Origin of the sequence: Segatella copri (assembly GCF_026015625.1) — a bacterium.
Classification (GTDB): Bacteria; Bacteroidota; Bacteroidia; order Bacteroidales; family Bacteroidaceae; genus Prevotella; species Prevotella copri_H.
Genome location: NZ_JAPDVG010000001.1, coordinates 65,798 through 92,537, shown reverse-complemented (window position 1 = coordinate 92,537; position 26,740 = coordinate 65,798). Strand labels below are relative to the sequence as shown.

At 42.7% G+C, this 26,740-nt stretch carries 24 protein-coding genes and 1 tRNA gene; all 25 read left to right on the top strand.

Annotated features, from left to right (window positions below):
- Positions 1-115: 115 nt before the first annotated feature.
- Positions 116-811 carry a hypothetical protein gene (locus ONT19_RS00375; RefSeq protein WP_254989243.1) on the top strand — a complete coding sequence of 232 codons (696 nt, stop codon included), beginning with the start codon at positions 116-118 and terminating at the stop codon, positions 809-811.
- A gap of 19 nt (positions 812-830) precedes the next feature.
- Positions 831-1,223: a hypothetical protein gene (locus ONT19_RS00370; RefSeq protein ID WP_264953331.1), complete on the top strand. Its 393-nt coding sequence runs from the start codon at positions 831-833 to the stop codon at positions 1,221-1,223.
- Positions 1,224-1,234: 11 nt separating this feature from the next.
- Positions 1,235-2,542, top strand: a complete 1,308-nt coding sequence (locus ONT19_RS00365) for a major capsid protein (RefSeq protein WP_264953330.1) — start codon at positions 1,235-1,237, stop codon at positions 2,540-2,542.
- A 2-nt stretch (positions 2,543-2,544) separates the two neighbouring features.
- Positions 2,545-2,874, top strand: coding sequence for a hypothetical protein (locus ONT19_RS00360; RefSeq protein WP_153079986.1), 330 nt, complete (start codon positions 2,545-2,547; stop codon positions 2,872-2,874).
- Positions 2,874-3,203 carry a hypothetical protein gene (locus tag ONT19_RS00355; protein WP_264953329.1) on the top strand — a complete coding sequence of 110 codons (330 nt, stop codon included), beginning with the start codon at positions 2,874-2,876 and terminating at the stop codon, positions 3,201-3,203. Before ONT19_RS00360 ends, ONT19_RS00355 begins: the two co-directional genes overlap by 1 nt.
- Positions 3,194-3,676: a hypothetical protein gene (locus ONT19_RS00350; protein WP_254963420.1), complete on the top strand. Its 483-nt coding sequence runs from the start codon at positions 3,194-3,196 to the stop codon at positions 3,674-3,676. Before ONT19_RS00355 ends, ONT19_RS00350 begins: the two co-directional genes overlap by 10 nt.
- Positions 3,673-4,065, top strand: a complete 393-nt coding sequence (locus tag ONT19_RS00345; RefSeq protein ID WP_264953327.1) for a hypothetical protein — start codon at positions 3,673-3,675, stop codon at positions 4,063-4,065. The genes ONT19_RS00350 and ONT19_RS00345 overlap by 4 nt, the downstream gene beginning before the upstream one ends.
- A 3-nt stretch (positions 4,066-4,068) precedes the next feature.
- Entirely contained in the window at positions 4,069-4,650 is a 582-nt protein-coding gene (locus tag ONT19_RS00340) for a hypothetical protein (RefSeq protein WP_264953326.1), read from the top strand.
- A gap of 50 nt (positions 4,651-4,700) precedes the next feature.
- Positions 4,701-4,809 (top strand) — tRNA-OTHER (locus ONT19_RS00335).
- Positions 4,773-5,540, top strand: a complete 768-nt coding sequence (locus ONT19_RS00330) for a hypothetical protein (protein WP_264953325.1) — start codon at positions 4,773-4,775, stop codon at positions 5,538-5,540. The genes ONT19_RS00335 and ONT19_RS00330 overlap by 37 nt, the downstream gene beginning before the upstream one ends.
- Positions 5,541-5,651: 111 nt before the next feature.
- Positions 5,652-10,400, top strand: a complete 4,749-nt coding sequence (locus ONT19_RS00325; RefSeq protein ID WP_264953324.1) for a tape measure protein — start codon at positions 5,652-5,654, stop codon at positions 10,398-10,400.
- A 101-nt stretch (positions 10,401-10,501) separates the two neighbouring features.
- Complete coding sequence (locus ONT19_RS00320; protein ID WP_264953323.1) at positions 10,502-10,963, top strand: hypothetical protein; 462 nt, start codon at positions 10,502-10,504, stop codon at positions 10,961-10,963.
- Positions 10,941-18,398: a hypothetical protein gene (locus ONT19_RS00315; protein WP_264953322.1), complete on the top strand. Its 7,458-nt coding sequence runs from the start codon at positions 10,941-10,943 to the stop codon at positions 18,396-18,398. Before ONT19_RS00320 ends, ONT19_RS00315 begins: the two co-directional genes overlap by 23 nt.
- 8 nt (positions 18,399-18,406) lie before the next feature.
- On the top strand, positions 18,407-18,712 hold the full coding sequence (locus ONT19_RS00310) for a hypothetical protein (protein WP_264953321.1): 306 nt from the start codon (positions 18,407-18,409) through the stop codon (positions 18,710-18,712).
- 185 nt (positions 18,713-18,897) lie between these two features.
- Positions 18,898-20,331 carry a hypothetical protein gene (locus ONT19_RS00305; protein ID WP_264953320.1) on the top strand — a complete coding sequence of 478 codons (1,434 nt, stop codon included), beginning with the start codon at positions 18,898-18,900 and terminating at the stop codon, positions 20,329-20,331.
- A gap of 66 nt (positions 20,332-20,397) precedes the next feature.
- Complete coding sequence (locus ONT19_RS00300) at positions 20,398-20,862, top strand: hypothetical protein (protein ID WP_264953319.1); 465 nt, start codon at positions 20,398-20,400, stop codon at positions 20,860-20,862.
- A 181-nt stretch (positions 20,863-21,043) separates the two neighbouring features.
- Positions 21,044-21,595 (top strand): hypothetical protein, encoded by a 552-nt coding sequence (locus ONT19_RS00295; protein WP_118063060.1) that lies wholly within the window; start codon positions 21,044-21,046, stop codon positions 21,593-21,595.
- 3 nt (positions 21,596-21,598) lie between these two features.
- Positions 21,599-21,940 (top strand): helix-turn-helix domain-containing protein, encoded by a 342-nt coding sequence (locus ONT19_RS00290; RefSeq protein ID WP_264953318.1) that lies wholly within the window; start codon positions 21,599-21,601, stop codon positions 21,938-21,940.
- Positions 21,941-22,488: 548 nt separating this feature from the next.
- Entirely contained in the window at positions 22,489-22,959 is a 471-nt protein-coding gene (locus tag ONT19_RS00285; RefSeq protein WP_118201356.1) for a hypothetical protein, read from the top strand.
- 97 nt (positions 22,960-23,056) lie between these two features.
- Positions 23,057-23,593: a glycoside hydrolase family 108 protein gene (locus ONT19_RS00280; protein WP_264953317.1), complete on the top strand. Its 537-nt coding sequence runs from the start codon at positions 23,057-23,059 to the stop codon at positions 23,591-23,593.
- Positions 23,590-24,189 carry a hypothetical protein gene (locus ONT19_RS00275; RefSeq protein WP_153079306.1) on the top strand — a complete coding sequence of 200 codons (600 nt, stop codon included), beginning with the start codon at positions 23,590-23,592 and terminating at the stop codon, positions 24,187-24,189. Before ONT19_RS00280 ends, ONT19_RS00275 begins: the two co-directional genes overlap by 4 nt.
- Before the next feature lie 275 nt (positions 24,190-24,464).
- Positions 24,465-25,448 (top strand): hypothetical protein, encoded by a 984-nt coding sequence (locus ONT19_RS00270; protein WP_153079307.1) that lies wholly within the window; start codon positions 24,465-24,467, stop codon positions 25,446-25,448.
- 14 nt (positions 25,449-25,462) lie between these two features.
- On the top strand, positions 25,463-25,909 hold the full coding sequence (locus ONT19_RS00265; RefSeq protein WP_153079308.1) for a hypothetical protein: 447 nt from the start codon (positions 25,463-25,465) through the stop codon (positions 25,907-25,909).
- Between the two features lie 56 nt (positions 25,910-25,965).
- Entirely contained in the window at positions 25,966-26,487 is a 522-nt protein-coding gene (locus tag ONT19_RS00260) for a hypothetical protein (RefSeq protein WP_264953315.1), read from the top strand.
- A 5-nt stretch (positions 26,488-26,492) separates the two neighbouring features.
- Positions 26,493-26,732, top strand: a complete 240-nt coding sequence (locus tag ONT19_RS00255) for a hypothetical protein (protein WP_118201362.1) — start codon at positions 26,493-26,495, stop codon at positions 26,730-26,732.
- Positions 26,733-26,740 lie beyond the last annotated feature (8 nt).

Here is a 26,740-nt window from a genome sequence, read left to right as displayed (position 1 = left end):
GTAATATATTTGGTGATTAAATACTTTTTTTATAATTTTGCAGCATTACTTATTGCTATCGCTTCGTACTGGGATATTTCTTGAATTTTATTGTTCAATTAAATATTTAGTTAGAATGAAAAAAAGAACGAAGCAAGTTTTAGTTATTCTGAAACCCAAATCAAAGGCGTTGGGGTTCAGTAGAGAGGAGTTAGAGGGTATTGCTGCCGATGTTGCCAATAACTTAGAACTCGATGAAGAAGCCTCAGACGAGGATGTAAACGCAGAGATTGAAAAGCAGGTTAATGCGGTTCTTCCTTATCTTAAGATTGCGCAAAAGACCGCGCAGCGTACTATCCAGAGTTTTAAGGATAGTCAAGACTTGGATGACGACGAGGTCGATGACGATGATGATGACCCTGCCGGCAACAAGAAACCAATCCGCAAACAGAAGAGAGAGAAAGATGAGCAGGTCCCAGCATGGGCGCAGGCACTCATTACTCAGAACAAAGCCTTGCAGACCGAAATCCTCGGTTTGAAATCAGAGCGTGAGAATGATGGCCGCCGTTCTAAGCTGAAGGCACTCCTTAAGGACAAAGGTACGTTCGGAAAGACTGTCTTGAAGAATTTCGACAAGATGAAGTTCGAGAACGAATCTGAGTTCGATGATTTCTACGACAGTGTTGTGGAGGACTTGGCAGCTATCGATCAAGAGCGTGCTAACGAAGGTCTCGGAAAACTTGGTGCTCCTGCGGCTCAGAGAAAGCCTAAGAAGGATGAGGTTGAGGTTATCAAGGACAATGAGATTGATGAGCTTGCCGAAACAATGTAATCTTTAAATTTTAAAAGTTATGTATGGCGTAAGCAAGACAGAAACGTATGATTCAGGCAAGGAGTCTGTAATCATCAGAAATTACGTGAATGGCATCATGGGTGGTGTCATTCTTGACATGACAGGTTTCTCTGGAGAGTTCATCCAGTGTGGACACATTATCATTCGTGATACCAAGTCTGGCGAGTACAAGCCTATGCCGGTAACAGGTGAGGCTTATGCTTCATTGCCGGAAAATCACGAGTATGTAGGTATCTGCATGACAACTGCTCCTGCAGATACCCCTCATGTAGGTGTTATGACGGCAGGTGAGGCTAATGATAAGGCTGTCCCTTATCCTGTCGATACGATCAAGGCAGCTTTGAAAACAGCCGTTCCTACTCTTCAGTGGGGACACGATGCAATCGGTTAAGGAGGTGATTTATGCAACAGAGTTCTTTATTTCTTAAGTATATCTTGAGTTTCTTCCCAATCCTGAAGACATTGATTGAGAAGATTAATGGTAAGCGCAAGAACGAGATGACGTATCTCCACAAAGATACATCCATTCTCCGCCGCGTTTATTCTACCGACAACAAATGGGAAGCCGATACAGTTGATACCTCTTACGTAGCTGCTGACTACGTAGCAGTGGATTCTCCGGTTCCTTTGAAGTCTCGTGACAAGATTTCAACCGCCAACGGCAAACTGCCAAAGGTTGGTATGAAGAAATTCTTGAAGGAGTCAGATATCCTCGCTCTCAGACTCATGGAAGCACAGGGCGGTCAGACAGCAGAGATTCGCCGTAAGTTGGCGCAGGACCCGGTAGCTTGTAATGTCGGTGTTGATGAGCGTAATGAGTACGCCCTTCTGTATGGTCTTTCTAACGGCTACGTAGCTGTTCGTGACGACGATAATCCAAAGGAGTTGCTCCGTATCAAGTATCAGTACTTGCCGAAAAATCAGCTCGGCATCAACAATGTTGATACTGGTATTACCGTTGCAGACTTGAAGGAATGTATCGCGAGAGCTTCGAATGATGGCAACACCATCTTGATCTTCTGGATTGGAAAGGCTAAGTTTGACGAATTGAAGAAGGCACAGGACGCTCGCGAGCTTGTTGCCAACTATAAGGGTCAGACTTATGACTCCAACACAAAGCTGCCGGTTCCTACTTCCAGCGTATTCAAGGAAGCATTCTTGGACGAGACCGGTGTATCATTCCGCATTATCAACCGTACCGTCCGCTTAGAGCATGATGGCGTGAAGAAGAGTGTTAAGCCTTGGAACAACAATATGATTATCGGTGTCTGCTCACAGATGATTGGTGCCCTCGTTTACGGTCAGGTAGCAGAGGCAACCAACAGAGTGGCAGGTGTAACCTATCAGCAGATTGATTACAAGCTTATCTCTCAGTATTCAACAACTGATCCGTTGCGTGAGACAACTGCGGTGCAGGCATACTGCTTGCCTGTCATCGAGGACGTTGACACAATCTATCAGATTAATACTAAGCTGGCAGACCCAGACGTTTCGGTTGATACCGAAAAGGAGAAAGCAGATACAGATGACGCTAAGGTAACAATCTCTGATGTGACCTACAAGAAGCCGGAGGCTATCACAACTCTCAACGCTCTTGGTGCTACACTTCCTAGTGACGCCAGCGACAAGGAGGTTATTGATGCCTATAACGAGCTTCCTCCTGTGAAGAAGAAGGAGTTCAAGGAAAAGGCAGCTAAAGCTGAGGAGTAATCATGAAGACGGTCGGACAAGCTTTGGTGGATGAGGTACACATACCTATCCCCTATGGTTTCGTGGAAAACGCCTGCATCAAGCGTGACCTCGATATCGAATCAGAGTTCACTGGTGACGTTGCCAGAAGTGACGCCTACAAAGGAACGCTTGCCGACTGTCTGCTTTCTCTCATACAAGCCGTTAGCTTCTCCGAAGCGGACAAATCAATAGGTTCTCTCTCGGAAGACCAGCGAAAGGCTATATTAGTTCAAGTCAATCGTTTATATAACTCTATCGGCGAGGAGGAGGTTTCACTTACTCCGAAGCCGACAGTTTACATTAATTGCTGATGAGTCTATTGAGTTTTCATGCCTCAAAGCTATACCGGCAGCAGAAGGTAGCTGGCTATACAGATGATGATGGAAATTATCACCAGGGCAAGACCGAGTGGAAGTTCTGCTGCACTTGTGATGTAGTTCCTGCTGGCGAGGCCAACAAGTTAGTTACATCTGACGGTTCTATTGATTACTACTCCTACGAAGTGCATAACTTGCCCGTAGGGATTGAAAAGTTCTCTTATGGGGATTTTATCAAGCTAGATATTTTAGGGGCTGAGGAGGTAATTATCAAGGTCAAGGGATTTCATCGTTATCAACTTCAGTGTAAGATATGGGCATAAGAATGACAACCAGCGCTTCCGCTCTCGATGCCTTCCTACAAAGAGCCGCAAGGAAGATACAGGAGAATGTGCTTAAAGCATTGAGCAAGCTAGGAGATGAATCTGTGGTTAGAATCCGTAACAGGTCTGCCAAGGAAAGCTGGATAGACCATACGGGCAACCTAAGAAGTTCCATAGGCTTCGCAGTGTACGAGCAGGGAAGTAAATATATGGAATCAGCCTTTTCGCAGGTTCTCAGTGGCACAGACGGCTCTGCAAAGGGCAAGAAGATGATCAATGACCTTGCAAAGGAATATTCCAGGGTTTATGCTTTGGTTGTCGTTGCCGGAATGGAATACGCAGGAGAGGTGGAAGCCTTGGAAAGCAAGGATGTCCTCGCTTCAACGAAGATATGGGCCACATCCATTGTAGAGCAGCGTGTGAAGACAGCAATAGACTCAGCAGTTAATGAAATAAACAAGTGGAAGATATGAAATCAGACGGAGCAATTAAGACAGATGTTTACCGGTACATCAACGAAAGCGGTTTCATGAACAACGTCAATGGCAAGCTGTCAAAGACGATGAGACCGCATAATTCTCATAAGGAAGATGTCGTTATCTCCATCTTGGCTAATGAGGGAACGCAGCTTCAAACGGCGATTATAAATGTAAATATATATATACAAGACCAGGATGTAGATGGGCAGTTCGAGGAGAACACTATCAGAGTTGACGAAATCTGCAAACTGGCTTGGAATCTCTTGGAAATGTTCAGAACGAGCGAATATGTTGCCCACGCTATTGAGCAGAGGGTATATGCAGCAAGCACGGGAGAACATGTAATAAATAATCAAGTTGAATATAAACTCATAAACGATTAAATTATGTCAGTAACATCATGGGGCAAATGCACTATCTACGTTCAAGAGGTAGGTAGCAAAAAGAATGAGTGGACTAAGCTCCCAACTCCAAAGGATGGCACTACTACTGTTACTCCAACGAAAGGCGATACTATGACCCAGGTTGAGGAAGGTGGCGGAATTGTTGACCGCAAGACAAAGAAGTCTACCTACGAGGCTGTATATCAGCTCTTCATCAAGAAGAACCAGTCGCAGCCATTCAAGACTATTGATGGTATCATTGATGGTAACTACCGTTTGGCTATCCAGCCAGAAGACGCCGAGCTTCCTGGCGTTTACATGGGTAATACCACCATCGGTGCCGAGGAGGGCTATACAACAGAAGAAGGTGCTTCCATCACTTATACCCACGCAGCTCTCATCCCGGAGGGTGACGTGGTGGCTAAGACTGTAAACGCAAAGGGTGAGGAAGTCTATTGTGCTTACCGCTGGCGTGTCATTACTGCCACAAAGGGAACAGGTGGAAAGTATTCCTTAACTTTCAAGAAGCCGCAGGACGGTGATACCCCTCCTGCTGAAATCACGGAAACATACGCAGAGACATAGGCATATCCTAATATCCCTTCTGCCGACTGAGGGTTATCAGCCGGCAACCTACCCAAGTAGCTCAGGGGCAGAGCGAGACCAAATAGTCCGTCGCATGAAAATCCAGGGTCTTCAAAAGCTGGTTGAAAGTCGCAGGTTCGAGTCCTGCCTTGGGTGCCAACAATTTAAATTCGAGTGATATGGAAGAGTTAGGAATCATTATATCGAATACGCTCACAGATATGCCGATAGGCTTTGATACTGAGCACGCTCACGTTAACATCTACCCTACTACACTGGGCATGATGTACCTAACGTCGCAGTTGGTAGATAGCTTGGAGCTAGACAAAGAGTTACTTCAAGCTGATCCATTCTTGGAAGCATTGCGAGTTGCAAACACCAAAAGGGAGACATGCTGCAGATTGATTGCATATCACTCACTCAATACAAAGAACGAAATACTAGACTCCAGATGTGTAAGCAAGCAGACGGAGCTAATCTTCAAAGAATGTTCCAACGAGGATATAGCCACTCTCCTCATCATCATCCTTAAGGCTAACTCATACCAGACAATAGCCAAAGAGACAGGAATGGAAGAAGAAGCGAAGCGTATGGCAAAGGTCAACGCAGCAAAGAAGTCGGAGAATAGCTTTATCTTCGGAGGCAAGACAATATGGGGAACACTCATAGACGCTGCTTGCGAAAGATACGGATGGACTTTCGATTACGTGGTATGGGGAATATCGTATAACAACCTGACTCTCATGCTCAAAGACAAGATTACTTCAATCTATCTGTCTGACGAGGAGAGGAAGAAAGCCCATATACCGGCAGCAGGGGAAGAGGTCATCGATGGCAACAACAAGGAGGCAGTCATGAAGGCGGTGATAGAGTCAGAGACCGAGATTTAACCGAAGTCTTCCTGCGCGCGCATGTAAAGTTCCCATATCGAACACTCATATTTGGTGTATCCCCGGCGATTCTTTATAACAGAGTATAAATTCAAGGAAAAATAGAACATTATGCCAAGCATTAAATTCGATACAATAGTCGAGACAGCCAAGGTCGTTTCCGGTTTTCGAGACATTCAGAACGCAGTTCATCAGACTGCTGAGAGGGTTGAGAAGGACGGAAAGTCTATTGACGATGTAATCTCGAATATACAGAACAGTATGAACATTGCCATTGGCGGTTGGAGCATTGGCAAGTTCGTCAATCAGATGATGCAGGTCCGCGGTCAGTTCCAGCAGACAGAAATGGCATTCAAGACAATGTTGCAGTCTGAGGAGAAAGCTGATGCTCTCATGAAGCAGTTGATCCGCACGGCAGCCGTCACACCTTTCGGGGTTGAAGACGTTACAGAGGGAGCCAAGCAGTTGCTTGCTTTCAACGTAGCAGCCGAGGATGTCAACAAGACGCTTATCGGATTGGGAGACGTGGCAGCAGGTATGGGTCTAAACCTTAAAGACCTCGTGATGCTCTACGGCACCACCATCGCCAAGGGCAAGATGGATACTATGGACTTGTATCAGTTCCTCAACCGAGGTATTCCTATCGCAGATGAGATAGCTAAGGTTATGGGGCTTGACGTTACCAACGCCATCAAGGAGGTACAGAAGCAAATCAAGGCTGGCAAGGTTACCAGTGACATCTTCATCCAGGCAATGCAGAGTATGACCGCCGAGGGTAGCAAGTTCGGTGGCTTGATGGAGGCTCAGTCCAAGACTATTACAGGTCAGATAAGCAACATTGAGGATGCCATCGAGCAGATGTTCAATGACCTCGGCAAATCCCAGGAGGGTGTTATCAATACCGGATTGGGAGTCGTTTCCACCCTCGTTGAGAATTGGGATACAGTAGGCAAGGCTGTAATGGTCGCTGTTACAGCATACGGAGCCTACAAGGCTGTCGTGATAACTCTTGCTGCTATAGAAAAGGCTCGCATTGCGCTTAATACAGCAGTTAGGTTCATTGAGCTTGCTAAAGCAGTAAGCAATGCAACACAAGCAATGAGAGTGTTCAATTTAGCTTGCAAGACAAATATTTTAGGGTTTGTCGTAGGAACAGTATTATCCGCCATTGTCGCATTCAAGCTGTTTGGCAATAGCGCTGAAGATGCAGAAACCAAGACTTCCAAGTTTACCGAGAGTGCAAATGAAGCATCAAGCAAGGTCGAGTCGCTAATCTCCATTCTGAAGACTGCAAAGGAAGGCTCCAAGGTTTACAAGGACACCATCAAGGAGCTGTCAAACATCTATGACAACTACGGGATTGCTATTGACAAGATCAAGGAAGACGAGAGCAACCTTGTGGATGTTAAGCAGCAGGAGATAGATAAATCCAATGAACTCATCGAGCAAATTAAGCTGGAGACCACAGAGCGCAACAGAGCTAATGCAATCTCCAAGGCTAACGAAGACTACAACAACCGTTTGGATAGCGCTCAGCAAGCCCTTTTGGGTAAGTTGAAGGATTATGGAACCTCTAGCAGCGGTATAGCCGTCGGCATACAGAACATCGTATCTGACTCGGTTATCAAGCAGTTTGATGACCTAACACAGAAGATGGCTGGCTTGAATGAGCACTCCAAGGAGTATCAGACCTATCTGAAGCAATACAATCAGTTAGAGGCTTCTTTGATATCCGAATCTGAAAAGCTTGCTAATGCTTTCGGTTTTACAGGAGACAAGACAAGCGATGCCAGGAAGGCATTGATTGGTTATCTATACGAACTTCGAGCTGCAAAGAAGCTGCATACCGAGGAGGCAGATAATATCAACAAGGCGGCAGATGCAACAGAGGATTTCGGTAATAAGGCTACCTCAACCAAGAACAGGATAAATGCTTTGCAGAAGCAACTCCAGGGTGCCGGCGAGGATGTACACGTTCTCTACAACCGTGTCAAGGAGTTCATGCAGAACTATTCCGAGAACAACATCAACTTCCACGTCAACTTCGATGCCAAGATACCATCGTGGATGCAGAATATGAATATTCCGGAGCTAGGACGCTTAGGTAAATACTTCTCTGCTTTGGCACGCGACCTTGCAAACAACAAGAAGTCTGGTGCGCTGGTCAATGGTAAATGGATGTCAACAAACGATATCGCCCAGCGAGGATGGGATTATACCAATGCTGCGAACACCAAGCAGACCAAGGCAGATGACGATGCTAAGAAGAAGCGGCGTGAGAAGGAAGAGGCAGAAGCCAATGCCAAGAAGAACGCTGCCAAAGCCAAGAAAGCAGCCTCCGATGCCAAGAAGCTAGCAGAAGACCGCAAGAAGGCCCAGGAAGAACTGAATGAGGACTTGAAGCAGCTGCAGCAGGAAAATATCGACACCGATATATCTCAGATGCAGGAAGGCACGGAGAAGAAGCTTGCTCAAATCAAGAACGACTATGCCAAGCGCAATGCCGAGATTGACAAGCAGGAAGCCGAGTTCAAGAAGAAGAACAAGGAAGCTGGCAAAAAAGTAACCCTCACCTCTGCCCAGTCCAATGCCCTCAATAAGGCTAGAGACCTCGCTACCCAAGAGTATAACAAGAAGCTTGATGAGGTCAACAGGGAAGCCCTTACCTCTATGCGCGACTACTTGAAGGAGTATGGTTCTCTCTATCAGCAGAAGCAAGCCATTGCCGAGGAATATGAGGAGAAGATTGCTAAGGCTCAGACACAGGGTGAAAAGCTCTCTCTTCAGCAGCAGAGAAAGAAGGACCTCCAAACCATCGAGATAAATGCCATCAGACAGAACATCGATTGGGGAAGCGTCTTCGGAGACTTCGGCGCTATGTTCAAGGACCAACTGGAGCCTACCATTGAGAAGCTGCAAGAGCTCTCCAAGAGCACAACAGATGTCAATGAGCAGAAGACCATACAGGAACTTATCTCCAAGCTACAAGGCTCTGCCACCATCTGGAATAGTGACATCTTTAAGAAGGTTTCGGACGATATCAACTCCTATCAGTCAGCCATGCAGGGCTATATTGATGCACAGGAGCGAGAGATTGAGGCTACGGAAGCCGTTACCAAGGCACAGGAAGACCTCGCTAAGGCTAAGAAGAGCGGTGACAAGACAAGTATCAACAAGGCTGAAGCCAACCTATCTAGAGCGCAGGGCGTACTTGTTACCGCATCTAACAACGTTTTGGAGTTCGGTTCATCAGTTCAGAAGGCATCATCAGACTTGCAGACATCTGCACAGAAGGCAGTTTCTCAGTTTCAGCAGCTTGAAAATGGTTTGCAGGGTCTCACATCTGGGTCACTCAAAGGCATAGGAAACTCTATTCTAGGGCTTGACAAGCTTTTCGGTGGCACTATGCAGAAGGACGTCGCTAACACTCTAGCAAAGGGCATCCAAGGGTTGCTCGGTAAAGATAGTGACGCAGCCAAATCTCTGACGAAAGCTTTAGGGGATAGCGGTATGGCAGGTGAAATAATCTCCGCAATACTCGGCATCCTCGATATTCTGAAAGATGGTTTCGGAACACTCATCAGCAACCTCATGGACACGGTCTTTGGCGCAGTAACGGGCATCCTCGATGATGCTTTATCGGGTGACATCGTTATGAAGCCATTGAAGAGTATCGGGAACAACGTTTCTCATATCCTCAACACGCTTTCATTCGGTGGCTTTAATAGTCTGTTCGGTGGAGACGGAAATGCAAAGAAGGTCAATGATACCATCGAAAGACTGACGGATAGAAATACCCTCTTGCAGCAATCCATCGAGGATTTGACTGACGCAATGGAAAACTCCTTTGGCTCCAAGGCAACCTCATACTACGAGCAAGCCTATAAGAATCAGCAGGAGACCAATCAGAACTACCTCGACATCGCAAAGGCGCAGGCAAGCTATCACGGTTCGCACCACTCATGGAACGCTTATTGGAGCGGTTTCGGTAGTGATGAGATGGATTGGATCAAGAAGAACGTCAAATCAGACTTCAATGGCGACCTCTTCTCCCTTAGTCCAGAAGAGATGAAGCTCCTCCGTGGCAACGTTGCCATTTGGGAGCATATTGAGAACACTGGAAAGGGTAACTATGGTGGTCGTCTGACAGAGAAGTTGAATGACTACATAGACCAAGCAGGCAAGCTGGAAGAGTTGTCAGAGCAGTTCAAGGAGAACCTTACTCAGATTTCCTTCAGTGGAATGAGAGATAGCTTTTTGACGGACCTTATGGACATGAAGAAGGATGGTAGCGACTTTGCTAGCGAAATGGCAGATGATTTCGCAGAAAAGATGCAGAAGTCCCTTCTCTCTTTCAGTATGGAAGACCTTATCAATGGAGACTTGAAGAAACTCTACGATGATTGGGCAAAGGCTATGAAGGATAAAAACGGAAAGCTAACCAAGGATGATGTAGATGCATTCTACAAGCGTTACGATGATATAGTCCAGGAAGGGTTGAAGAGACGTGATGAGTGGGCAAAGGTGACAGGCTACACTGGTTCCTCATCCTCATCACAGACCGCAACAAGCGGAGGATGGGCATCTATGGGGCAAGATACCGCGGACGAGCTGAATGGTCGCTTCACCGCCCTGCAGATTGCAGGAGAGTCAATTGCTCAGAACATGACTACCACCATATCACAGATGGAGAGCATCGTTACACTCGGAATCTCAACCAATGGCGCAGTATTGGAGATTAGAAACATGATGATCATGACAAACAGCTACCTCGAAGACATCGTGAAGTATTCAAAGCTCACATATAATGACTTCGGAGCCAAGCTGGATGACATGAACAGAAGATTAAAGGATATTTGACCTCTATAGGCTTTTCGCTTGTCAACCCTTACAACTATACTCAACAATAGCAAAAGCGGCTCACAGCGAAGCCTACGAGGTTATTTAATGATTAAATAGTTATGCTTAAAGGACAACTTTACATAAATGGCAAGGATGCCTACCTTACGTGGGGCATCTTCTTAGACGAAACTGCCCTCAGCACGCTCATGACCCCTGCACCAAACAAGGAGTTCATCAGCAACAAGTATCGTTCAAAGGACGGAAAGTCAGTTATCAAGCACAATCCTAGGTTGGACGAAAGGGAGATAACGCTGCCATTCAATATGACCGCCAAGGACTCAGATACGTTCATGACGAACTATGCTAGGTTCTGCGAGGAGGTTCTTGCCAAGGGAGAGTTGGTTATCCGCACCCGATTTCAGCCTAATGTGTGGTATCGGTGCATCTATCTCTCCTGCACTCAATTCAGTCAGTTCATTCAGGAAATGGCAAAGTTCAGCCTAAAGCTCAACGAGCCAGACCCTAGTGACAGAGGTGAAACAAGTAAATACACAAGCTATGATTCAGATAAAGAGAAATAACAAGGTATTCTTCACACTAGAGGACTTCGGTGAGGGCTCTAAGCTGTCATATCAGCTTATGGACCACCACTACATCATCTTGAAGTTCACTACGGCTACTCCTATCTATTTCGAGATTGGGGACTCCGTGGAGATTCCCGACTTCGGCTACTTTGAGCTTACATCATCATACTTCCCTAAGCACAATGATAGTGATGGCTATGACTACGAAATGCAGATGGATGCCTACTATATGTCTTGGAAGAATAAGCTTTGCAAGTATCGCCCTCAGCACGGAGTAAACGAAACTTCATTCAAGCTCACCACTACGGTAGGCGTGCACATGAACGTTATACTCGGCAACCTCAAGGCGCTAGGTCTTACGTACAATGGCAAGGAGTTCTCTGTTGACTACACTACTTACAACAACAAGGCTTTCGATGTTCAGAAGAGATTCTTGATCGAGTACGGCTCCATCAGTATTCTTGATGCTCTCAACGCCATCTGTTCCGAAGACGCACTCAACTGCGAGTGGTGGATAGATGGCTCCATTATATACCTTGGATATTGCGAAATGGAAGGACAGACAACATTCGAGCAGGATGTTAATGTTCTGTCTATGTCCTATTCGGAATCCAAGTCAACTTATATCACGAGACTGTACGCATTCGGCTCAGATAGGAATATTCCGAAAGGATATTTCACTGGTGCCGATGCGGACGTCACCACCGATGGTGTTGCTACTGATTACCTCATGCTCCCTAACAAGGAAGTGGATAGTGATGGTTTCTACGCCAAGGATGGCTATCTGGAGAACGTGAATGTCGTGAAGAATGACAAGCAGGCTATCGAAGGTGTCGTTATGTTCGATGAAGAATATCCGAAGGTTGAATGCAGGGTCAGCAGTATCAAGACCTATGATAGCACCGTTGATAACGAAGACGGAACGAAGACTACACAGACATTTTGGCAGGTCACTTCTACAGACTCTTTCACTAATAACTTCAAGGAGAGTTGGATAAAGAGTAACCTCACCTTAGGCATCAAGTTCACTAGCGGTGCTCTCATGGGTATGGAGTTCGATGTCAGCTTCAAGGTTATCGACAAGGTTAACTACTTTGAGATTGTGGCAAACGATACCTACGGAAGAACTCTTCCCGATGGCGTTATGTGCCCAAAGGTTGGTGATAAGTACTTTCTGTTCAACTGGGACGCAACCAAAATTACAGATACGGACCTCATCCCTACTGCTCAGTTGTCTCTGTTCGATAGATCGAAGCAGTACTATCAGAAAACCATGATCAGCAACTCAAACTTCACCTGCACGATGGATGGCGATAAGTTCTACAATGATGGAACATACGATTACCATCCTCTCGGTGAGCAGGTAAAGCTGATTAATGATATGTTTGCGCAGGTGGACGCGGATGGCAAGCACTACCGAAACTCTCGTATCATCGGAATGGAGATACCTTTGGATATCCCTTACGACCACCCTCAGTACACTGTAGGAGAAAAGGCTGCAACAAGCCGGTTGGGTAAGTTGGAAGACAAGGTTGATTCCATCAAGGTGAATGGAATGCAGATAGGCGGCACGGGAAGCGGTAATGGTGGAGGTGTCTATGTAATTGGCATGAACGATACCACTCCTGCATCCGATAGTAACGTTTATTCTGCTAGACGCTCTAGGATGGAGTTTGTATCTAGGCTGCAGGATAACATCGCAAAGGGCACAATCACTTGGGAGAAGGTGCAGAAGTTCCTTGGTGGTTTGCTTGTCGGTAACTCCAACAATGAGAACGGAGGCTCGTGGACTCCAGACGCAGAAGGTCGTTCACACCTCAACACAGATTACTTGGAGGTAAGAATGAAGGCTATCTTCGAGGAGCTGGTCATCAATAAAACATCCACCATCGGTGGTAAGGAGATAATCTCTCCTGCTGGCGGTGTGGTGGCTCATAAGGTAGAAGAGGTTACTGTGACATATAATAATGTGTCACAGAAGGCTTATCGTTGCTATTTCTTAGCAGAGCAGGAAGGCAATGCCGTGGATAATGATTTCGCTGTTGGCGACCAGGTGCGCTCGGAATCATTCAACGTTCGCAAGGGCACTTATCACAAGGCTGGCAATCACTTTTACTGGCGATTTGTAATCGGTCGTGATGAAGACCCTGTGGAACTGGAAGGTAAGAAATATCATTATATCGACCTCTCTGATACCGATTGCGCTACGGCAAGCGATGTTCCTGCTAAAGGTGATGTGCTCAACCAGTGCGGTAATAGAACCGATGTGGAACGTCAGAACTGCCTTATCTTCTCGGCGGTAGATACCTATTCGCCATCCATCAGCCTCTATCACGGCATCAACAGCTATTCCTTTGCCAATAGGGAGTATGTGGAATATGGTGTGAATAAGCAGAATAACAAGGCATTCTTCCACGTCTACGGAGATATGTACTTCGGAGACCGACCTACTAGTGCCAATAACTACGAGGGTGAATCCTATGTCAAGTTTGATAGCGAGACGAAGAAAGTTACCATCAAGGGAGAATTGGATATAAAGTCCACCTACGATGGAAAGACCTTGGATAAGTACATCGCAGACAAGAGTTTGGATAAGGATGCCGTTGAGACCATTATCAAGAAATCGCATACGATTATCGACCTTCAAAACCAGATAGACGGAGCTATTGAGACTTGGTTCTATGACGGCGTTCCTACTTTGAAGAATGCTCCAGCCATCAGTTGGAAGACCGATGAGGATAAAGAAACCCATCTTGGCGACCTTTACTACGACAACAAGACGGGCAAGGCATACCGCTTTGCCAAGGATGGCTCTACCTATGAGTGGATTATCATCACAGATACGGAGCTGACCAAGGCACTCAAAGATTCAAGCCAAGCACTCAAAGATGCAGCCGCTGCGGATAAGAAGGCTAATGGAGCGCAAGCTACCGCCAACACCAAGAGACGCATCTTCGGCTCTCAGCCAGTTCCACCATACGATGTGAACGATATGTGGGTGAACGCAACCTATCCGAACGATGGTAGCACTTACAAGAACGAAATCTTGAAGTGTTCCACCGCCAAGGCAGAAGGCGAAAAGTTCGATATTGCCGATTGGAAATTGGCTAGCAAGTATACCGATGACACGAAGGCAGAGGAAGCCAAGAAAGCTGCTGAGAAGGCGCAAGAAGAGATTAAGACGACACAGAGCAACTTGAACGCCCTCGGAACGACTGTTACCGAAAACAAAAAGACGTTCGACAGCTACGTCAAAGATGGCTACCTAGAGCCTTCTGAGATTGCTGCAATGGCGCAGGATTCCAAGCGACTTGAAGATGCTTTCGCAGCTGCCGAGAAGTCGTACAATGAAGTGAAGGGAGCAGAGGTGTTAAAGAGTACAAAAGAACTCACCGACCTTAATACTGCTTTCACTACTCTCTCTACTGCCAAGACGGAACTCGTTACGTATCTCTCAGATATATCTACAAATTACAATAAGGCTGATACTAACGGCAAGGCTGCTATCGTCTCTGCCGTGGGAACGAAGTTCACCAACTTTCAGTCCGCATACAGCGCATTCTATGACAAACTTGGTTTGGCTAATGCCTATATCACTAGCAAGATATATGGTGACTTGAAGCAGAATATCACAGACCTCGCAGGTTACAAGTATCTCAAGGATGCGCTCGGTCAGACTACATATGTTGACGGTGGTCTTGTAATGACAACGCTCCTTGCGCTGAGAGACGGAGACGGAAACGTTCAGAGCGGTATCAACGGAGCAATAGACCCGAATAGAGGAAAGAAGAGTATCGCAACATGGTGGGGCGGTCAGATGGTGGATAAGGACTATAATAGCGGAAATCTTACCCCTGCAACCTCCCTCATCCGCTTCGATGGCTCGGGTTATCTTGCCAATGGTGCTATCTGGTGGGATGTGAGCGGAAAGGTTCACGCAGACCCTACATCGTTTATCATCAGCGAAAAGAATCTTGGCGCATACCTCACCTTCTTCGAGCCGACTTGGAAGGAAGGAAGTGCAGGAACGAGCGTTGCTGACCTTGTGTCTTTGAAGCCAAACGCTCCATTCTCTAAACTTGGCGTATCGGGCGATGCTACATTCGAAGGCGCAATCTCCTTCCATGGCATTAAGATAACGTATGATGCAACCAATAAGGCTATCAAGATTGATGGTAATCTCTATGCCACAGGTGGTATCACGGCATACGGAGCAGGAGCATCTACCACGGGCGGTGGTGGCGGATTGAACGGCAGTGTGAAGAGTTATTCAAATGCCTTGAAGCTTACATCAGAATCGCTGAGTGAGATTGCCTCTGCCTACTCCATCAAGGCTCTTGATTCTCGTATCTCTAGCCTAGAAGGAGGCTCGGCTATGGACGTTAGTGTTAGCGGTAGTGGAAACGCAGTGACAGCCATCAGTAAGAGCGGAACGACTATCATCGTGACAAAGGGAACAACGTTCTTGACTTCACATCAGAGCCTTGCGAGCTACCTTACTAAGACTGACGCTGCCAGCTTGTATCAACCGAAGGGAAACTACCTTACCGCACACCAATCGCTCGATGGTTACGTGAATGCGATAGCAGTTAGCGGAAGTGGAAATGCTATCACGTCTGTATCTAAAAGCGGAAAGGGTATTACATTTACTAAAGGTGCAACGTTCTTAATTAGTCATCAAAGTCTTGCTAACTATTATACCAAAAGTAGTGTAGATTCACTTCTTAGTGGTAAGTCGGCAACTAGTCATACTCATAGTGTAAAGATTAACGGTGTTACTAAAACCATTGCTGCTAGTGGTGGAACTGCTGTAGATTTAGGAACTTATCTTACTTCTCATCAAAGTTTAGCAGATTATGCTAAGAAGAGTGAAATACCTACAAAAGTAAGTCAACTTACTAATGATAGTGGTTATATTACTTCTAGTGGAAGTTGTGCTTATGCTACAAATGCTGACAAGGTTGATGGTGTTCACGTTACTTGGGCAGGCGTATTAACTTCTACCAATCACCTTGTGGCTTGGGAAGCTGATGGTTCAGCTCTTAGAGATATAAACCCTGCTAATGTTTCTGTAGGTAACTCTGATAAATTAGATGGTATTCATGCTAACGGACTTCTTACTGCTCTATCTAATTCTGATAAGGGAATTAGTATAACAGTTGGTGGAACAACAAAAAGTGTTAGTAATATTAGTGTTAATTATGCTAGTAGTGCAGGAAATGCAGACACTGTAGATGGTTATCATGAAAGTTCATTTCTTAGATATAGAGGTGAGTATGGAGATGCATCTGTAACTAAGGATGGAGTTGGAGTTTATGGTTGGGCTCATACTAATGAGGGACATAATAATTTTCATGAAAGCTATGGTGATATAATTAATATACAAGGTTATTCTACTTGGAGAACTAGATTTGATATAGGAACTAGTGGAAGAATTAGAATAATGCATGGTATAAATACTACTACTGCAACTCAGGTTGGTTATCTTGCTTATTTACATGATAATGTAGCTTCTGCAACTAAACTCAGAACTCCTAGAACTATTTGGGGTCAAAGTTTTGATGGAACTGGGAATGTTGATGGAACATTAACTATAACTAATAGTGGTTCAGATGATCCTCATATTATATCTACAGTAAGTAAATGGTTTCATATTGTATCTAAATATAAACTTGTTTTATATGCTGGAGAATATAATAGTAGTCAAAAAGATGCTATAAATATATTATCAAATCATAATGTAGGTATTGGAGTAGACCCTTCTTATAAACTACATGTTAAAGGTGATATATATTCATCTGCTACTATTAGAACTGCTGCTCAAAATCAAGCTATAATGTTAACTAACGATGCCAGTCCTGCTTGGATTAGTGCTCTTGAAGGTCAAGTAATATTCAATACTGGTAAGGCTATTCGTTTTGGTGAAACTGCTTGGGATTGGAATCAATGGGCTGGTCTTAAATATAATCATTCTGATAAAACTATTTATCTTGGTATAGCTGATGGTTCTGCATTTAATGCTAATACTCCTCAACTTGATGGTACACTTAGACTTGCAGGTATTAAGACTATAATTCCTAATGCTGGAGCTAGAATTGGAGGTAGTGGTGGTAATTTATATTTAGGTAATGCTAATAATACTAATTGGGTGAAAGTTCAAGACATGTGTAGTCAAGTAAGTAGTAGATATTGGAGCATAATGCAAACTGGTAGTGCTACGTTTACAAGTCTTACTGTTAATGATGTTATTAGTTGTGATAGTATTAGTGTTAGTAAAAATGCTGTTATTGCTGGTAATTTATCAGTTAACGGATTAATAAATAATAAAGGTATATTACCTACAGATTATGACGTTAATAAAAAAGGAGCGGGTTGTTATGTTTCAGCTGATGCTTTATGCTCTGGAATTACTGCTATTACTGATAGTATACCAGTCGATAATCTTTCTATAGTTTATACTAATGATAACGGTAACAGTTGGACTAATTATAATATATCAAATGATACTAAATTTAAGGCGTATGCGAATGTTGCAGGTGTTAATAGTTTATACTTAGGTAGCAATGTTATTACTGGTAATACTGATGCTGAAAAGTTAGCTCAAATAAAAAAGAACGAATTAATGTTTTCGTTTGAAATTCCTAATTCTTGTTATTCTCAAGTATATTTTGCTTGTGTTGATATAGGACAAGGTGTTGGTGTTACTTGTACTGTAGAATATTTAAATAGTAAAGGTGTTATAGTCAATACTTATATTAAATATATGACCGGATGGAACCAATTTAATTATATAAATTTATCTAATGGTAATACGGCTGTTGGTGTAGGAAATGATGATAGAAGATATATTCGTTTTAGATTTAAACATGACCAAAATACTACTGCATTACGAAATGCTTCAATAAATAAAATACGAATATTTGCTTTTACTAAGTATTCATTTCCTACTGATAGATTTATGGGTCATACAGGTCATATATATAATTATGATTATAATATGAATACTTACTTCCCTAATAGCATTCTTGCTAAAGGTGGAGTTACAGCTTATCAATCTTCTGACATCCGCTTGAAGCAGGATTTGCGGAAGCTGGACTACTTGGGTATCATCAAGGCGATGGGTGGCACTTATGGCTTCGCTTGGAAGAAGGACAACACAAGGTCTATCGGTTGGATTGCCCAACACGTCTTGCACAACCCTCAGTTAAAGGACATCGTGGAGACTGACGAGAAGGGCTACTACAAGATTAACTACTGGTCTCCGAAGCTGATTGCAACGGCATTCGGTGCTATTGAGCAGGTGGGCGATGAGGTCAGCAGGTTGAAGGCTCGGGTGATCTTCCTTGAATCAGAGGTTCAGCGATTGAGTGGAGATAAGGAAGACTGCAACAAGAAGAGATTAGATAACAAGAATATTAATTTATTAAATTAGTTAAGAAAATGGAGAATTTAAAGATTAACAAGAAGAGTGAACAGACAACCGCCACTTATACCAAGGGCGGCTATCGAGTAGAAATCACCTACAATGTTGACAAGACGGGTGGCAACATCGAGAGCATCAATATGAGTATCTATGGTGACACAAATGGTAATTATCTCGGCAATGCGAACGCAAGCTTCAACGGCAGCGAGCTGACCTACAATATCAGCGGTGTTCCGCAGAGCAAGCTCAGTGAAGTATCAGCATTGATTAAGGAGGTCAATTCCGCTATCGCTGCTAATATGGCAAGCGAGGCAGCAGAGTAAGTATTAACGCAGGGTGGCTCTTATAGAGCTGCCTTGCCTAGTGTTTTAGGTTCTAAAGATTAAGCGTATGGAACGATTTATATTATAGCTTGCGAAAGTGTTCAATGTAACAGTAGAGCGAGTTGTTACTAAAGAAGTTGTAACAGAATTAGAAACCAAAGTTGAATATTTTAAAAATAAATATTATGTCTTACAATAGTGAAACTGGAATTATTAGTGCTCCTGTTAGCATTGATGATGTTAAACGAGCTCTTGGAGAGAGTAGCAATGACCTTGCTACTCTTTGTAAGAGTGTGAATTTAAATCCTTATTCTAAATATAAACCTGTCAATCTTTATAATAAACCTTTTGTTACAGATACTTTAAATTCAGATAAACAAAGTTGGAGTTCTTCAAGTAGAGGTTGGTGGTTAGGTAATAGTAGTTTAAATGACCAAGTATACACTATTAATATAGTAAGTTCGTTTGAAGAATTAAGTATTAAAGGTGTATGGAATTATAATATGCCTTTTGGAACCAATCAATCTCCATATAGACTTAGTGATTTTATTGGTTATAATACTGAAGATTATAGTTATCAAGACCCTATACGTTTTTCTACTGGTATACGAGATACTATATATTTAGACCAAACTTATTATTTAAGATTTTATTTTGGATATGAACCTATAAATTCAAAGAATACTATATCTTTTGAAGATATACTAGCTTTATTATCTGCTTTTAATGAAGAATGGTATCCTGCTGTATGTATATATAATAAATCCAAAAAACGTATGAAATATCTTTCAGGTACTGTTCCTATAAATAATGCTTCTGTTAGTTATAATGATGAAATACCTGATAGTGAGTTTATTGTTAATTTTAAAAATCAATCCATTAGTAGTAATAATGGTAGTAGTAGTTTAGGTTTTAAAAGTGAAGTTAATGATGAAATTTATATAGCAGGACTATTATGTCCTGTTGGTGGAGTTGATGATGATTATTTTTATACATCTGTAACACCTTGCTATATAAATAATGATGTTACTGGACAAACTATAGATATTTCTGGTTTTCTATTTAATAAAGTTGTTATAAGTACTAAAGAAAAACCTACATACTATACTACAGTAGAAGTAAAAGTTACTAATTTTACTGTTAATACATATTATGGAGGACATTATTATATAGATGATAATAATGGATATATTTTATCAGCAGATAAATATATAGAATTTAGTTTTACGTTAGATTTTGGTACTACTTCATTAGTAAGTTTACGAGCTAATATAGGTTCATTTGGTCAAACTGAACTAGATAATTTGTCAGTACCTGTAGCAACTAATATAAATACTTATGCTCCAAAACGTTATTTAAAAGTAAGTACAGAAAATGTAATATTAACTGCTTATGCTACAAAAGAAGATGCAGAAAAAGAATATGGTGGGTTTACTACAACACAGATACCTATTATAAATAAGATAGAAGACTATCCTCAATATAAAATTAATAATTGGAATATAGTTTTAAATTTACATTCTGATAGAAGAGAACATGATAGTTATTATGAAGAATTTGATTTTAAATTTGTTGGAGAAGTTAGTGGAATACATAGCTTACCAATATATCAATCTTAATTATAATAATATCAAGAATGGTAATCTAACGAAGAATATTGTATAACATAAAAAAAAGAAACAATTATGAAAAAGATTAAGACAATCGAGGCTGTTGCAGCCTACAGAACATTGAAGGCATTGAAGACATCATCAATGAGCGATGATGCCGCTATGCGAGTTTGGAAGAATATGAAGGCACTGCGCCAAGTAGCCGACACTTACGACAAGGATGTGAAGGAAGCGCAGGAGAGCTTGAAGGACGATAAGTTCGAGGAGATGCAGCACAAGCTTCAGGAGTGCCAGCAGTTGGAGCAGAAGCACGCCGATGAGGGCTACGAATACACCAAGGACGATTCAGCCAAGTTCGCTGAGGTCAATGAGTACTTCTTCAATCAGAAGCAGAAGACCGAGAAGTACTTCTCAGACCTTGCCAATGCCGAGGTAGAGGTGTCCATTGAGGAAGTTGACGAGAAGGAGCTCTTCAAAGCTGCTAAGGATTGCGGCTTGAAGTTCGCTGATATGGAGACCCTTGATGTTGTGATAGGATAAATACTGATAAGTAGATATAGAAATAGCGTTAGAATTTGGCAAGAAAGCCGTTCTAACGCTATTTTTGTAGCCATCTACTTTCAGATTGTTACTTTTTATAAAGTTTAACACAGAAATATTCTCATTTCCGCTGGTTTTGTGCAAAAGAGTGTAACTTTGCAACATCATTTAATTTAAATCAATGAATTATGAACAATTAGCTATAGACAAAAGGAGGTTTATTAATATGACACTAGAACAAGAAGCCGAAGTCCAACGGTTGATAAAGGACATTGATGTGACGGAGCTGATGGATATGCTTAAGAAGCATGGTAATCGGTATAGCAGGAGAATATTAAAGTTCTTCCGCTGGTTCTGCAAGTATGTGCCTATCATTATTATGTTCTTCCACGCATACGGCATTTGGGAGTTCTCTCAGCATCCACGTGAGATGTTTATCCCATATAATGAAAATATGCCTTGCTATATCTTTATTTATTTCATGGTTTACGTCCTGCCGATGGTGACGATACTGGCAAGTAGATTTTTCTTCTTGTGCCAGTGGTATCGCATTCCATTTATGTATTACTTAGGCATCAATGCGGCTCATATTGTAGAGTGGAGTTGGTATACAACTAAAGATATGGTGGATTCCTGCTTTACGGTCATGGTCGTGACAACTATATTCTATTTGTATAGCTTTGCTAGAATGTTTGTTAATGATACGAAACTAGGACGTAAAATTTGTGCATAAGATATGGGAAAGATATTAAGTTATAAATTGCTAGGTACAGCTTTGAAGTCATTGAGCGATGCTTGCTTTAAGGCTGATGAGCAGCAGAAGAACGGCGAGAAGGTCACCGCATGCGGAATGAGCGATGATGATTTGGATAGATTGTGTGACATCATTCCAGATATGCTCAATCCTATGTTGAGCACAGAGGAAGTCAAGGAGAAACTTCACGTTTCTGATGCCACACTCAATCGAATGGTTGCTAGGGGCGATATTCCCAATGGCGAGTGCAAGAAGCGTGGGCATACCCGATATTGGAAGAAGTGGGATATTCTGCACTTTATTAAGAGCAAGAGAAAATCATAACGTATAAGCCCTATCGCAACACGGATAAGCGAGCATATATGAGTATGGATTATATGTTTTGTACTTTGATTATAGTAGCGATACTGGTAATTATCAACTGCACGTTCATAGCATACCTGTATCTTTCCTATAAGTATAAAACGATAGATAAGTTCTTCATGGCTTGGGTAACAATGTCAACTATGACATTAATAATGTGGTTCGGGGAAGGATTGTATCTGTATCTAACAAATTAATGATGAAAAATTTGGTGGTTTCGGAATTATTGTCTATCTTTGCAATACTTTATCAAGCTTCACTTTTCCGAGCGAAAATGTGATATTTCCCCTATACTACGCCAATAGTATAGGGGAATTTTGTTTCTACTTCTATCCTAATAGTTGAACATGTAAGTGTTCCTTACAAGTTGAGTAAGAGAGGTAAGTGATTGCCTCTCTTTTTTTATATGTTAGAATAAAGTTTTGCACTTTTTCGTAAAATCTATTTGATGATTAAATATTTTGTTGTATATTTGCAGCATTATTGTTTAATCATCAAATAGTTATAGTATGGCAGATAGAATTAAAGATATTGTTGTAGGCGTAGTTCTTGCACTCCTCGCCTATCTTAAACCGATTGAAGGCGAGTTGTCTTCGCTTATGATCGTCTTCACCCTCAACTTTATTTTCGGTTATCTTAGTGGCATGATTGCAAAAGGAGAGAACTTCGAGTTAAAGAAAGCAGTTGTGTGCATCGGTCACGCTACCGTGTTCTTCGTCCTTTGTGCAGCAGTATATGCAATCGGGCGATTCAAAGGACAAATGGAAGGTTCCGTTCAATGTGTTTCTTTTATCTCGTATCTAGTATTGTGGTTCTACGGATGCAATATTCTGAAGAACTTGAAACAGATATTCAAGAAGGGTACCCCTCCTTGGTATGTAGTGAGTTTCCTCTATTATCTCATGCGCTTCAAATTTATCGAGAAGATTCCATATTTGTCAGACTATCTAAATTACACGGAAAAGGAGGAAAAGATATGATGTTAGCGATTATTATGGTGGCAGCTATTATAGTAAGCATTATTGTATTTGGCTGCATTATTCAAAGAAATGATTATAGCGAGGAGGAGAAGTAAACATGGCTGATTCTAGTAAACTCGTTCCGTTTATCCTCAGTTGGGAAACGGACAAATATACAAATAACAAGAAAGATAAGGGCGGTCCAACAAAATATGGCATTACCCTTGCTACCTGGAGAAGAGTCGGGTACGACAAGAATGGTGATGGTGTTCTTAACGAAGAAGACGTGAAACGCCTTACTGAGGAAGACTTTCATCGAGTTTTTAAGCAGAACTATTGGAACGCTTGCAAAGCGGACCAAATCCAAGATCAGAGCGTAGCCAATATGCTGGTAGACTTTGCTTATAACAGCGGAGTTAGTAAAGCTGTAAAACATCTACAACTTGTATTAGGTATCACAGCAGATGGTATTATCGGTAATAAGACGCTGTATGCCATTAATAAATCCAATGGAGAAAGACTATTCGAAGCCTTCAAGAAGGATAGAAAAGCTTATCTAAAGAGAATCGCAGTCGGTGACCAGAAAGGTTTTCTTAAAGGGTGGCTTCGCAGACTTAGCTACATTACGTATGGTAATCTAAAATTGAATAAATGATGAAATGGTATGATATAAGATTTTGGAAATGGGCAACCATTACCCTAGTGGTAGGTCTTGCGCTTGTTTCTGTCTTAGGGTGCAGTACTCCTAGAGCAGTAACTACACAAACCTTCATCACAGACAAGCAGAGTGAAAAAAAGTTCGATTCCCTCTTCACTACCCGATTGTCTTATGCCTTCGAGCAATGGCAACATATCCAAAAGCGAGAAACAGAAAAGGCTACCAAAGATAGCAGCTATGTAAAAGATAGCACAGCAACCCGATATGATGCGCAAGGGAATAAGATTGGTGAAGATCGTTTTCATTACGAGAGTCACTATTTATTTGAAAAGGAACGAAGAATGCTCCTCGATACCATCAGTACATATAAAGCATACAAAGATAGCTTTATATATTACAGAGGAAGATGTGACTCCTTATCAAAGATTGGTACCTCTCAGTTCTATAAGATTGACGCTCCTTCTATAAAAGAGAAATCTCTGTCAAGTATGCAGAAGATATTCTTAAAAACGGGGCAGATGTTTTGGTTCTGCTTTATACTCATAGTTATGTACTTACTATATATATCAAGGAAGAAAAAGAAAGAATCTTAGAAAAGTTGTTTAATTAAGGTTTTGAGATTTATTTTGGATAACTAGGGCGACTACTCGTGATGAGCGGTCGCCCTTTTTGTTTGCAAAGTAAATTCTTCCGTTCTAAGAGGATTAAAAATGAGTCTACCTACTATCACCATAAACCACTGATTTAGAGCCACTAACGAAAACTATGATAGCCTTATAGCTTATTTCAAAACAATTTTCTAACTTTGCACACGTAACGTTACAAATAGTGTTAGTTAAATATTAAGGTTAAATTAAAAATTCGGGATATGGAAAGTAAAACTTACGTGTTCAATCCAGAGAGCGGCACAAGCGGCACAGGCTCTAATGGAATCTTGGCTATGCTTCCTGCACTCATGCAGAGACAGGGTGTTGACCCAGGTCTTATTGCACTCTTGAACAACCGTGGAAACGGAAATGGTTGGGGTGAAGACATCTTTGCAATCCTCCTCTTGTTCATCCTTATGGGCAATAATGGTATGGGGTTCTTCGGAGGTAATCGCTGCATGGGTTCTAACGGACAGGGCGGTGTTGTGCCAATGCTTAACAATGATGCCAATACAGCCGTTATCATGCAGGCTGTTCAGCGCAATGGTTTCGACGTTCAGAGCTTGGCTACAGCCCTCAACACATCAAGTGACGCAGTCATGGCTGCAATCAATGGCTTAGGTCATCAGATTTGCAACCTCGGCAATCAGATGGGCATGAATGCTAATCAGATTTTGACTGCTATCATGCAGGGTAACAATGCCATCGCTACTCAGTTGGCAGAATGCTGCTGCAAGACCAATAACGCCATAACTGCAATGGATGGCAACCTCAAGTTGTCTATCTGTCAGCAGACCCACGCCATCAATGATACGGCAAATGCCAATGCTTTGATGCTCCGTGACAAGGCTGATGCTAACAATCAGTCTGTCTTGGCTAAGTTGGATCAGATGCAGACACAGGCAATGCAGGATAAGCTCGATGCTTTGAGAGAGAAGAATAGTGCCCTGCTTGCTCAGATTTCAAACGAGCATCAGACACAGGCTTTGCAGGCTTATCAGGCACAGGTTATCACACCAGTAAATGCAGCTTTGGCTGCACTGCAGGCAGAGGTGGCTGGCATCAAGTGCAAGTTGCCTAATACCATCAGTGTTCAGTACCCTCAGTACGGAGTATTCAACAAGGACGTTTATACTGCTGCCGCCATGGGAGCTTATGCAGGTGATGTAGCGGCTTCTCGTTCAACTGTAGGATGCGGTTGTTAGGAAAGGAGGTAACTATGTTCCCTTTATATCCATTCAATCCATTTATTCCAATCGGTCAGAGAAACCAAATCAAACTTATTGATGTAGGCGGTATCTATGAGCTGAAGACAAATGCTCAGCAGGTCACAGATGCTAGTGTAGATTATGGTATCAATCCTTGCTACTACAATGCTTTGCCTTGCGAGTGCATTGTACTCTTGAAGATACATCAAGGAGTTGCCGCTGCAAGTGCGACACTTCCTGTTACAATCGTAACTCCAAATAGTGGTTCGACCACTGTTAACGGAACTGCTAACACTAGCGGAACTACTTCCGGCACAACAAAGGTGCCAGTTGTTGATCATGTGGGAAAGGCAGTGACGGGAGCTAACGTTTCTGAAACTACGGAGGCTTTGGCATACATCAATAAGAAGAGCGGTATTATCCGACTGCTTGGGTTTCAGCAGCCTACAGGCGGCTAACAGAGTATTAACTATGGGACAGACTGAAAAGTCTGCCCCTTTAAAAGAGAAAGAAAATGTTTCAAGGACTAAGACAGTCTTCTCTCTTCTACATCTTAGACAAGGGAGGAGAAAAGCCGACTCTAAAAATCGGTCAAGTAATATCGGTCAGCAATCCTCAGCAGAAATATCCTAGCTATATGCCAGGACAGACTCCGACATTGGAGACGACCGTTGATGTTAAGGTGCAAGTAGAGGACCAGCAGGTCAATTTCGAAAAGCTGCCATCTACGGCACAGATAGTGAACTTCGGCAATGAAGGTGTTGTTGTCAGTGACAGCAGAGAAGCTATGTGCGCAGAGATTGATGCTATGTTGCGACATTCAAAGGGAGTCGTGGAAAGTGTAGATTACCACAATGGAGTCATAAGCTCCTGCGAGGAAATGCTCACTAGAATCAACCCACAGATTGCTAAGGAAAAGCAGCAGGAAAAAGACATCAGTAACCTCAAATCAGAGGTCAGCGGCATGAAGGGAACGCTATCCAATATTGAATCCATGCTGTCTAAGGCTTTGAGCGGTAACAATTTTAAAAAGTAATTGCTATGGGATATATGGTAGAAATTACGGAAAACAAGTTCGATGAGCTTGTTGACAACTGCGAGGAAATGGTTCGAGCAGGTGGCAAGGTTATGAAGTGCTTGGATAGTTTGAAGCGGGAGCGTATGGGTAATCGTATGCCAATGCCAGACTATCGTGACAAGTGGGACGATGAAGATTGGCGTGACGAAGACCGCTATGGAGAGCGACGCTACTATGGTCGTCGTGGCGGTGGACGTTACTAATGTTTAAT

Excerpts from the sequence above, each read along its gene's own strand:
- ONT19_RS00375 (WP_254989243.1), top strand. The coding sequence starts at position 116 with ATGAAAAAAAGAACGAAGCAAGTTTTAGTTATTCTGAAACCCAAATCA.
- ONT19_RS00370 (WP_264953331.1), top strand. The coding sequence starts at position 831 with ATGTATGGCGTAAGCAAGACAGAAACGTATGATTCAGGCAAGGAGTCT.
- ONT19_RS00365 (WP_264953330.1), top strand. The coding sequence starts at position 1,235 with ATGCAACAGAGTTCTTTATTTCTTAAGTATATCTTGAGTTTCTTCCCA.
- ONT19_RS00360 (WP_153079986.1), top strand. The coding sequence starts at position 2,545 with ATGAAGACGGTCGGACAAGCTTTGGTGGATGAGGTACACATACCTATC.
- ONT19_RS00355 (WP_264953329.1), top strand. The coding sequence starts at position 2,874 with ATGAGTCTATTGAGTTTTCATGCCTCAAAGCTATACCGGCAGCAGAAG.
- ONT19_RS00350 (WP_254963420.1), top strand. The coding sequence starts at position 3,194 with ATGGGCATAAGAATGACAACCAGCGCTTCCGCTCTCGATGCCTTCCTA.
- ONT19_RS00345 (WP_264953327.1), top strand. The coding sequence starts at position 3,673 with ATGAAATCAGACGGAGCAATTAAGACAGATGTTTACCGGTACATCAAC.
- ONT19_RS00340 (WP_264953326.1), top strand. The coding sequence starts at position 4,069 with ATGTCAGTAACATCATGGGGCAAATGCACTATCTACGTTCAAGAGGTA.
- ONT19_RS00325 (WP_264953324.1), top strand. The coding sequence starts at position 5,652 with ATGCCAAGCATTAAATTCGATACAATAGTCGAGACAGCCAAGGTCGTT.
- ONT19_RS00320 (WP_264953323.1), top strand. The coding sequence starts at position 10,502 with ATGCTTAAAGGACAACTTTACATAAATGGCAAGGATGCCTACCTTACG.
- ONT19_RS00315 (WP_264953322.1), top strand. The coding sequence starts at position 10,941 with ATGATTCAGATAAAGAGAAATAACAAGGTATTCTTCACACTAGAGGAC.
- ONT19_RS00310 (WP_264953321.1), top strand. The coding sequence starts at position 18,407 with ATGGAGAATTTAAAGATTAACAAGAAGAGTGAACAGACAACCGCCACT.
- ONT19_RS00305 (WP_264953320.1), top strand. The coding sequence starts at position 18,898 with ATGTCTTACAATAGTGAAACTGGAATTATTAGTGCTCCTGTTAGCATT.
- ONT19_RS00300 (WP_264953319.1), top strand. The coding sequence starts at position 20,398 with ATGAAAAAGATTAAGACAATCGAGGCTGTTGCAGCCTACAGAACATTG.
- ONT19_RS00295 (WP_118063060.1), top strand. The coding sequence starts at position 21,044 with ATGAATTATGAACAATTAGCTATAGACAAAAGGAGGTTTATTAATATG.
- ONT19_RS00290 (WP_264953318.1), top strand. The coding sequence starts at position 21,599 with ATGGGAAAGATATTAAGTTATAAATTGCTAGGTACAGCTTTGAAGTCA.
- ONT19_RS00285 (WP_118201356.1), top strand. The coding sequence starts at position 22,489 with ATGGCAGATAGAATTAAAGATATTGTTGTAGGCGTAGTTCTTGCACTC.
- ONT19_RS00280 (WP_264953317.1), top strand. The coding sequence starts at position 23,057 with ATGGCTGATTCTAGTAAACTCGTTCCGTTTATCCTCAGTTGGGAAACG.
- ONT19_RS00275 (WP_153079306.1), top strand. The coding sequence starts at position 23,590 with ATGATGAAATGGTATGATATAAGATTTTGGAAATGGGCAACCATTACC.
- ONT19_RS00270 (WP_153079307.1), top strand. The coding sequence starts at position 24,465 with ATGGAAAGTAAAACTTACGTGTTCAATCCAGAGAGCGGCACAAGCGGC.
- ONT19_RS00265 (WP_153079308.1), top strand. The coding sequence starts at position 25,463 with ATGTTCCCTTTATATCCATTCAATCCATTTATTCCAATCGGTCAGAGA.
- ONT19_RS00260 (WP_264953315.1), top strand. The coding sequence starts at position 25,966 with ATGTTTCAAGGACTAAGACAGTCTTCTCTCTTCTACATCTTAGACAAG.
- ONT19_RS00255 (WP_118201362.1), top strand. The coding sequence starts at position 26,493 with ATGGGATATATGGTAGAAATTACGGAAAACAAGTTCGATGAGCTTGTT.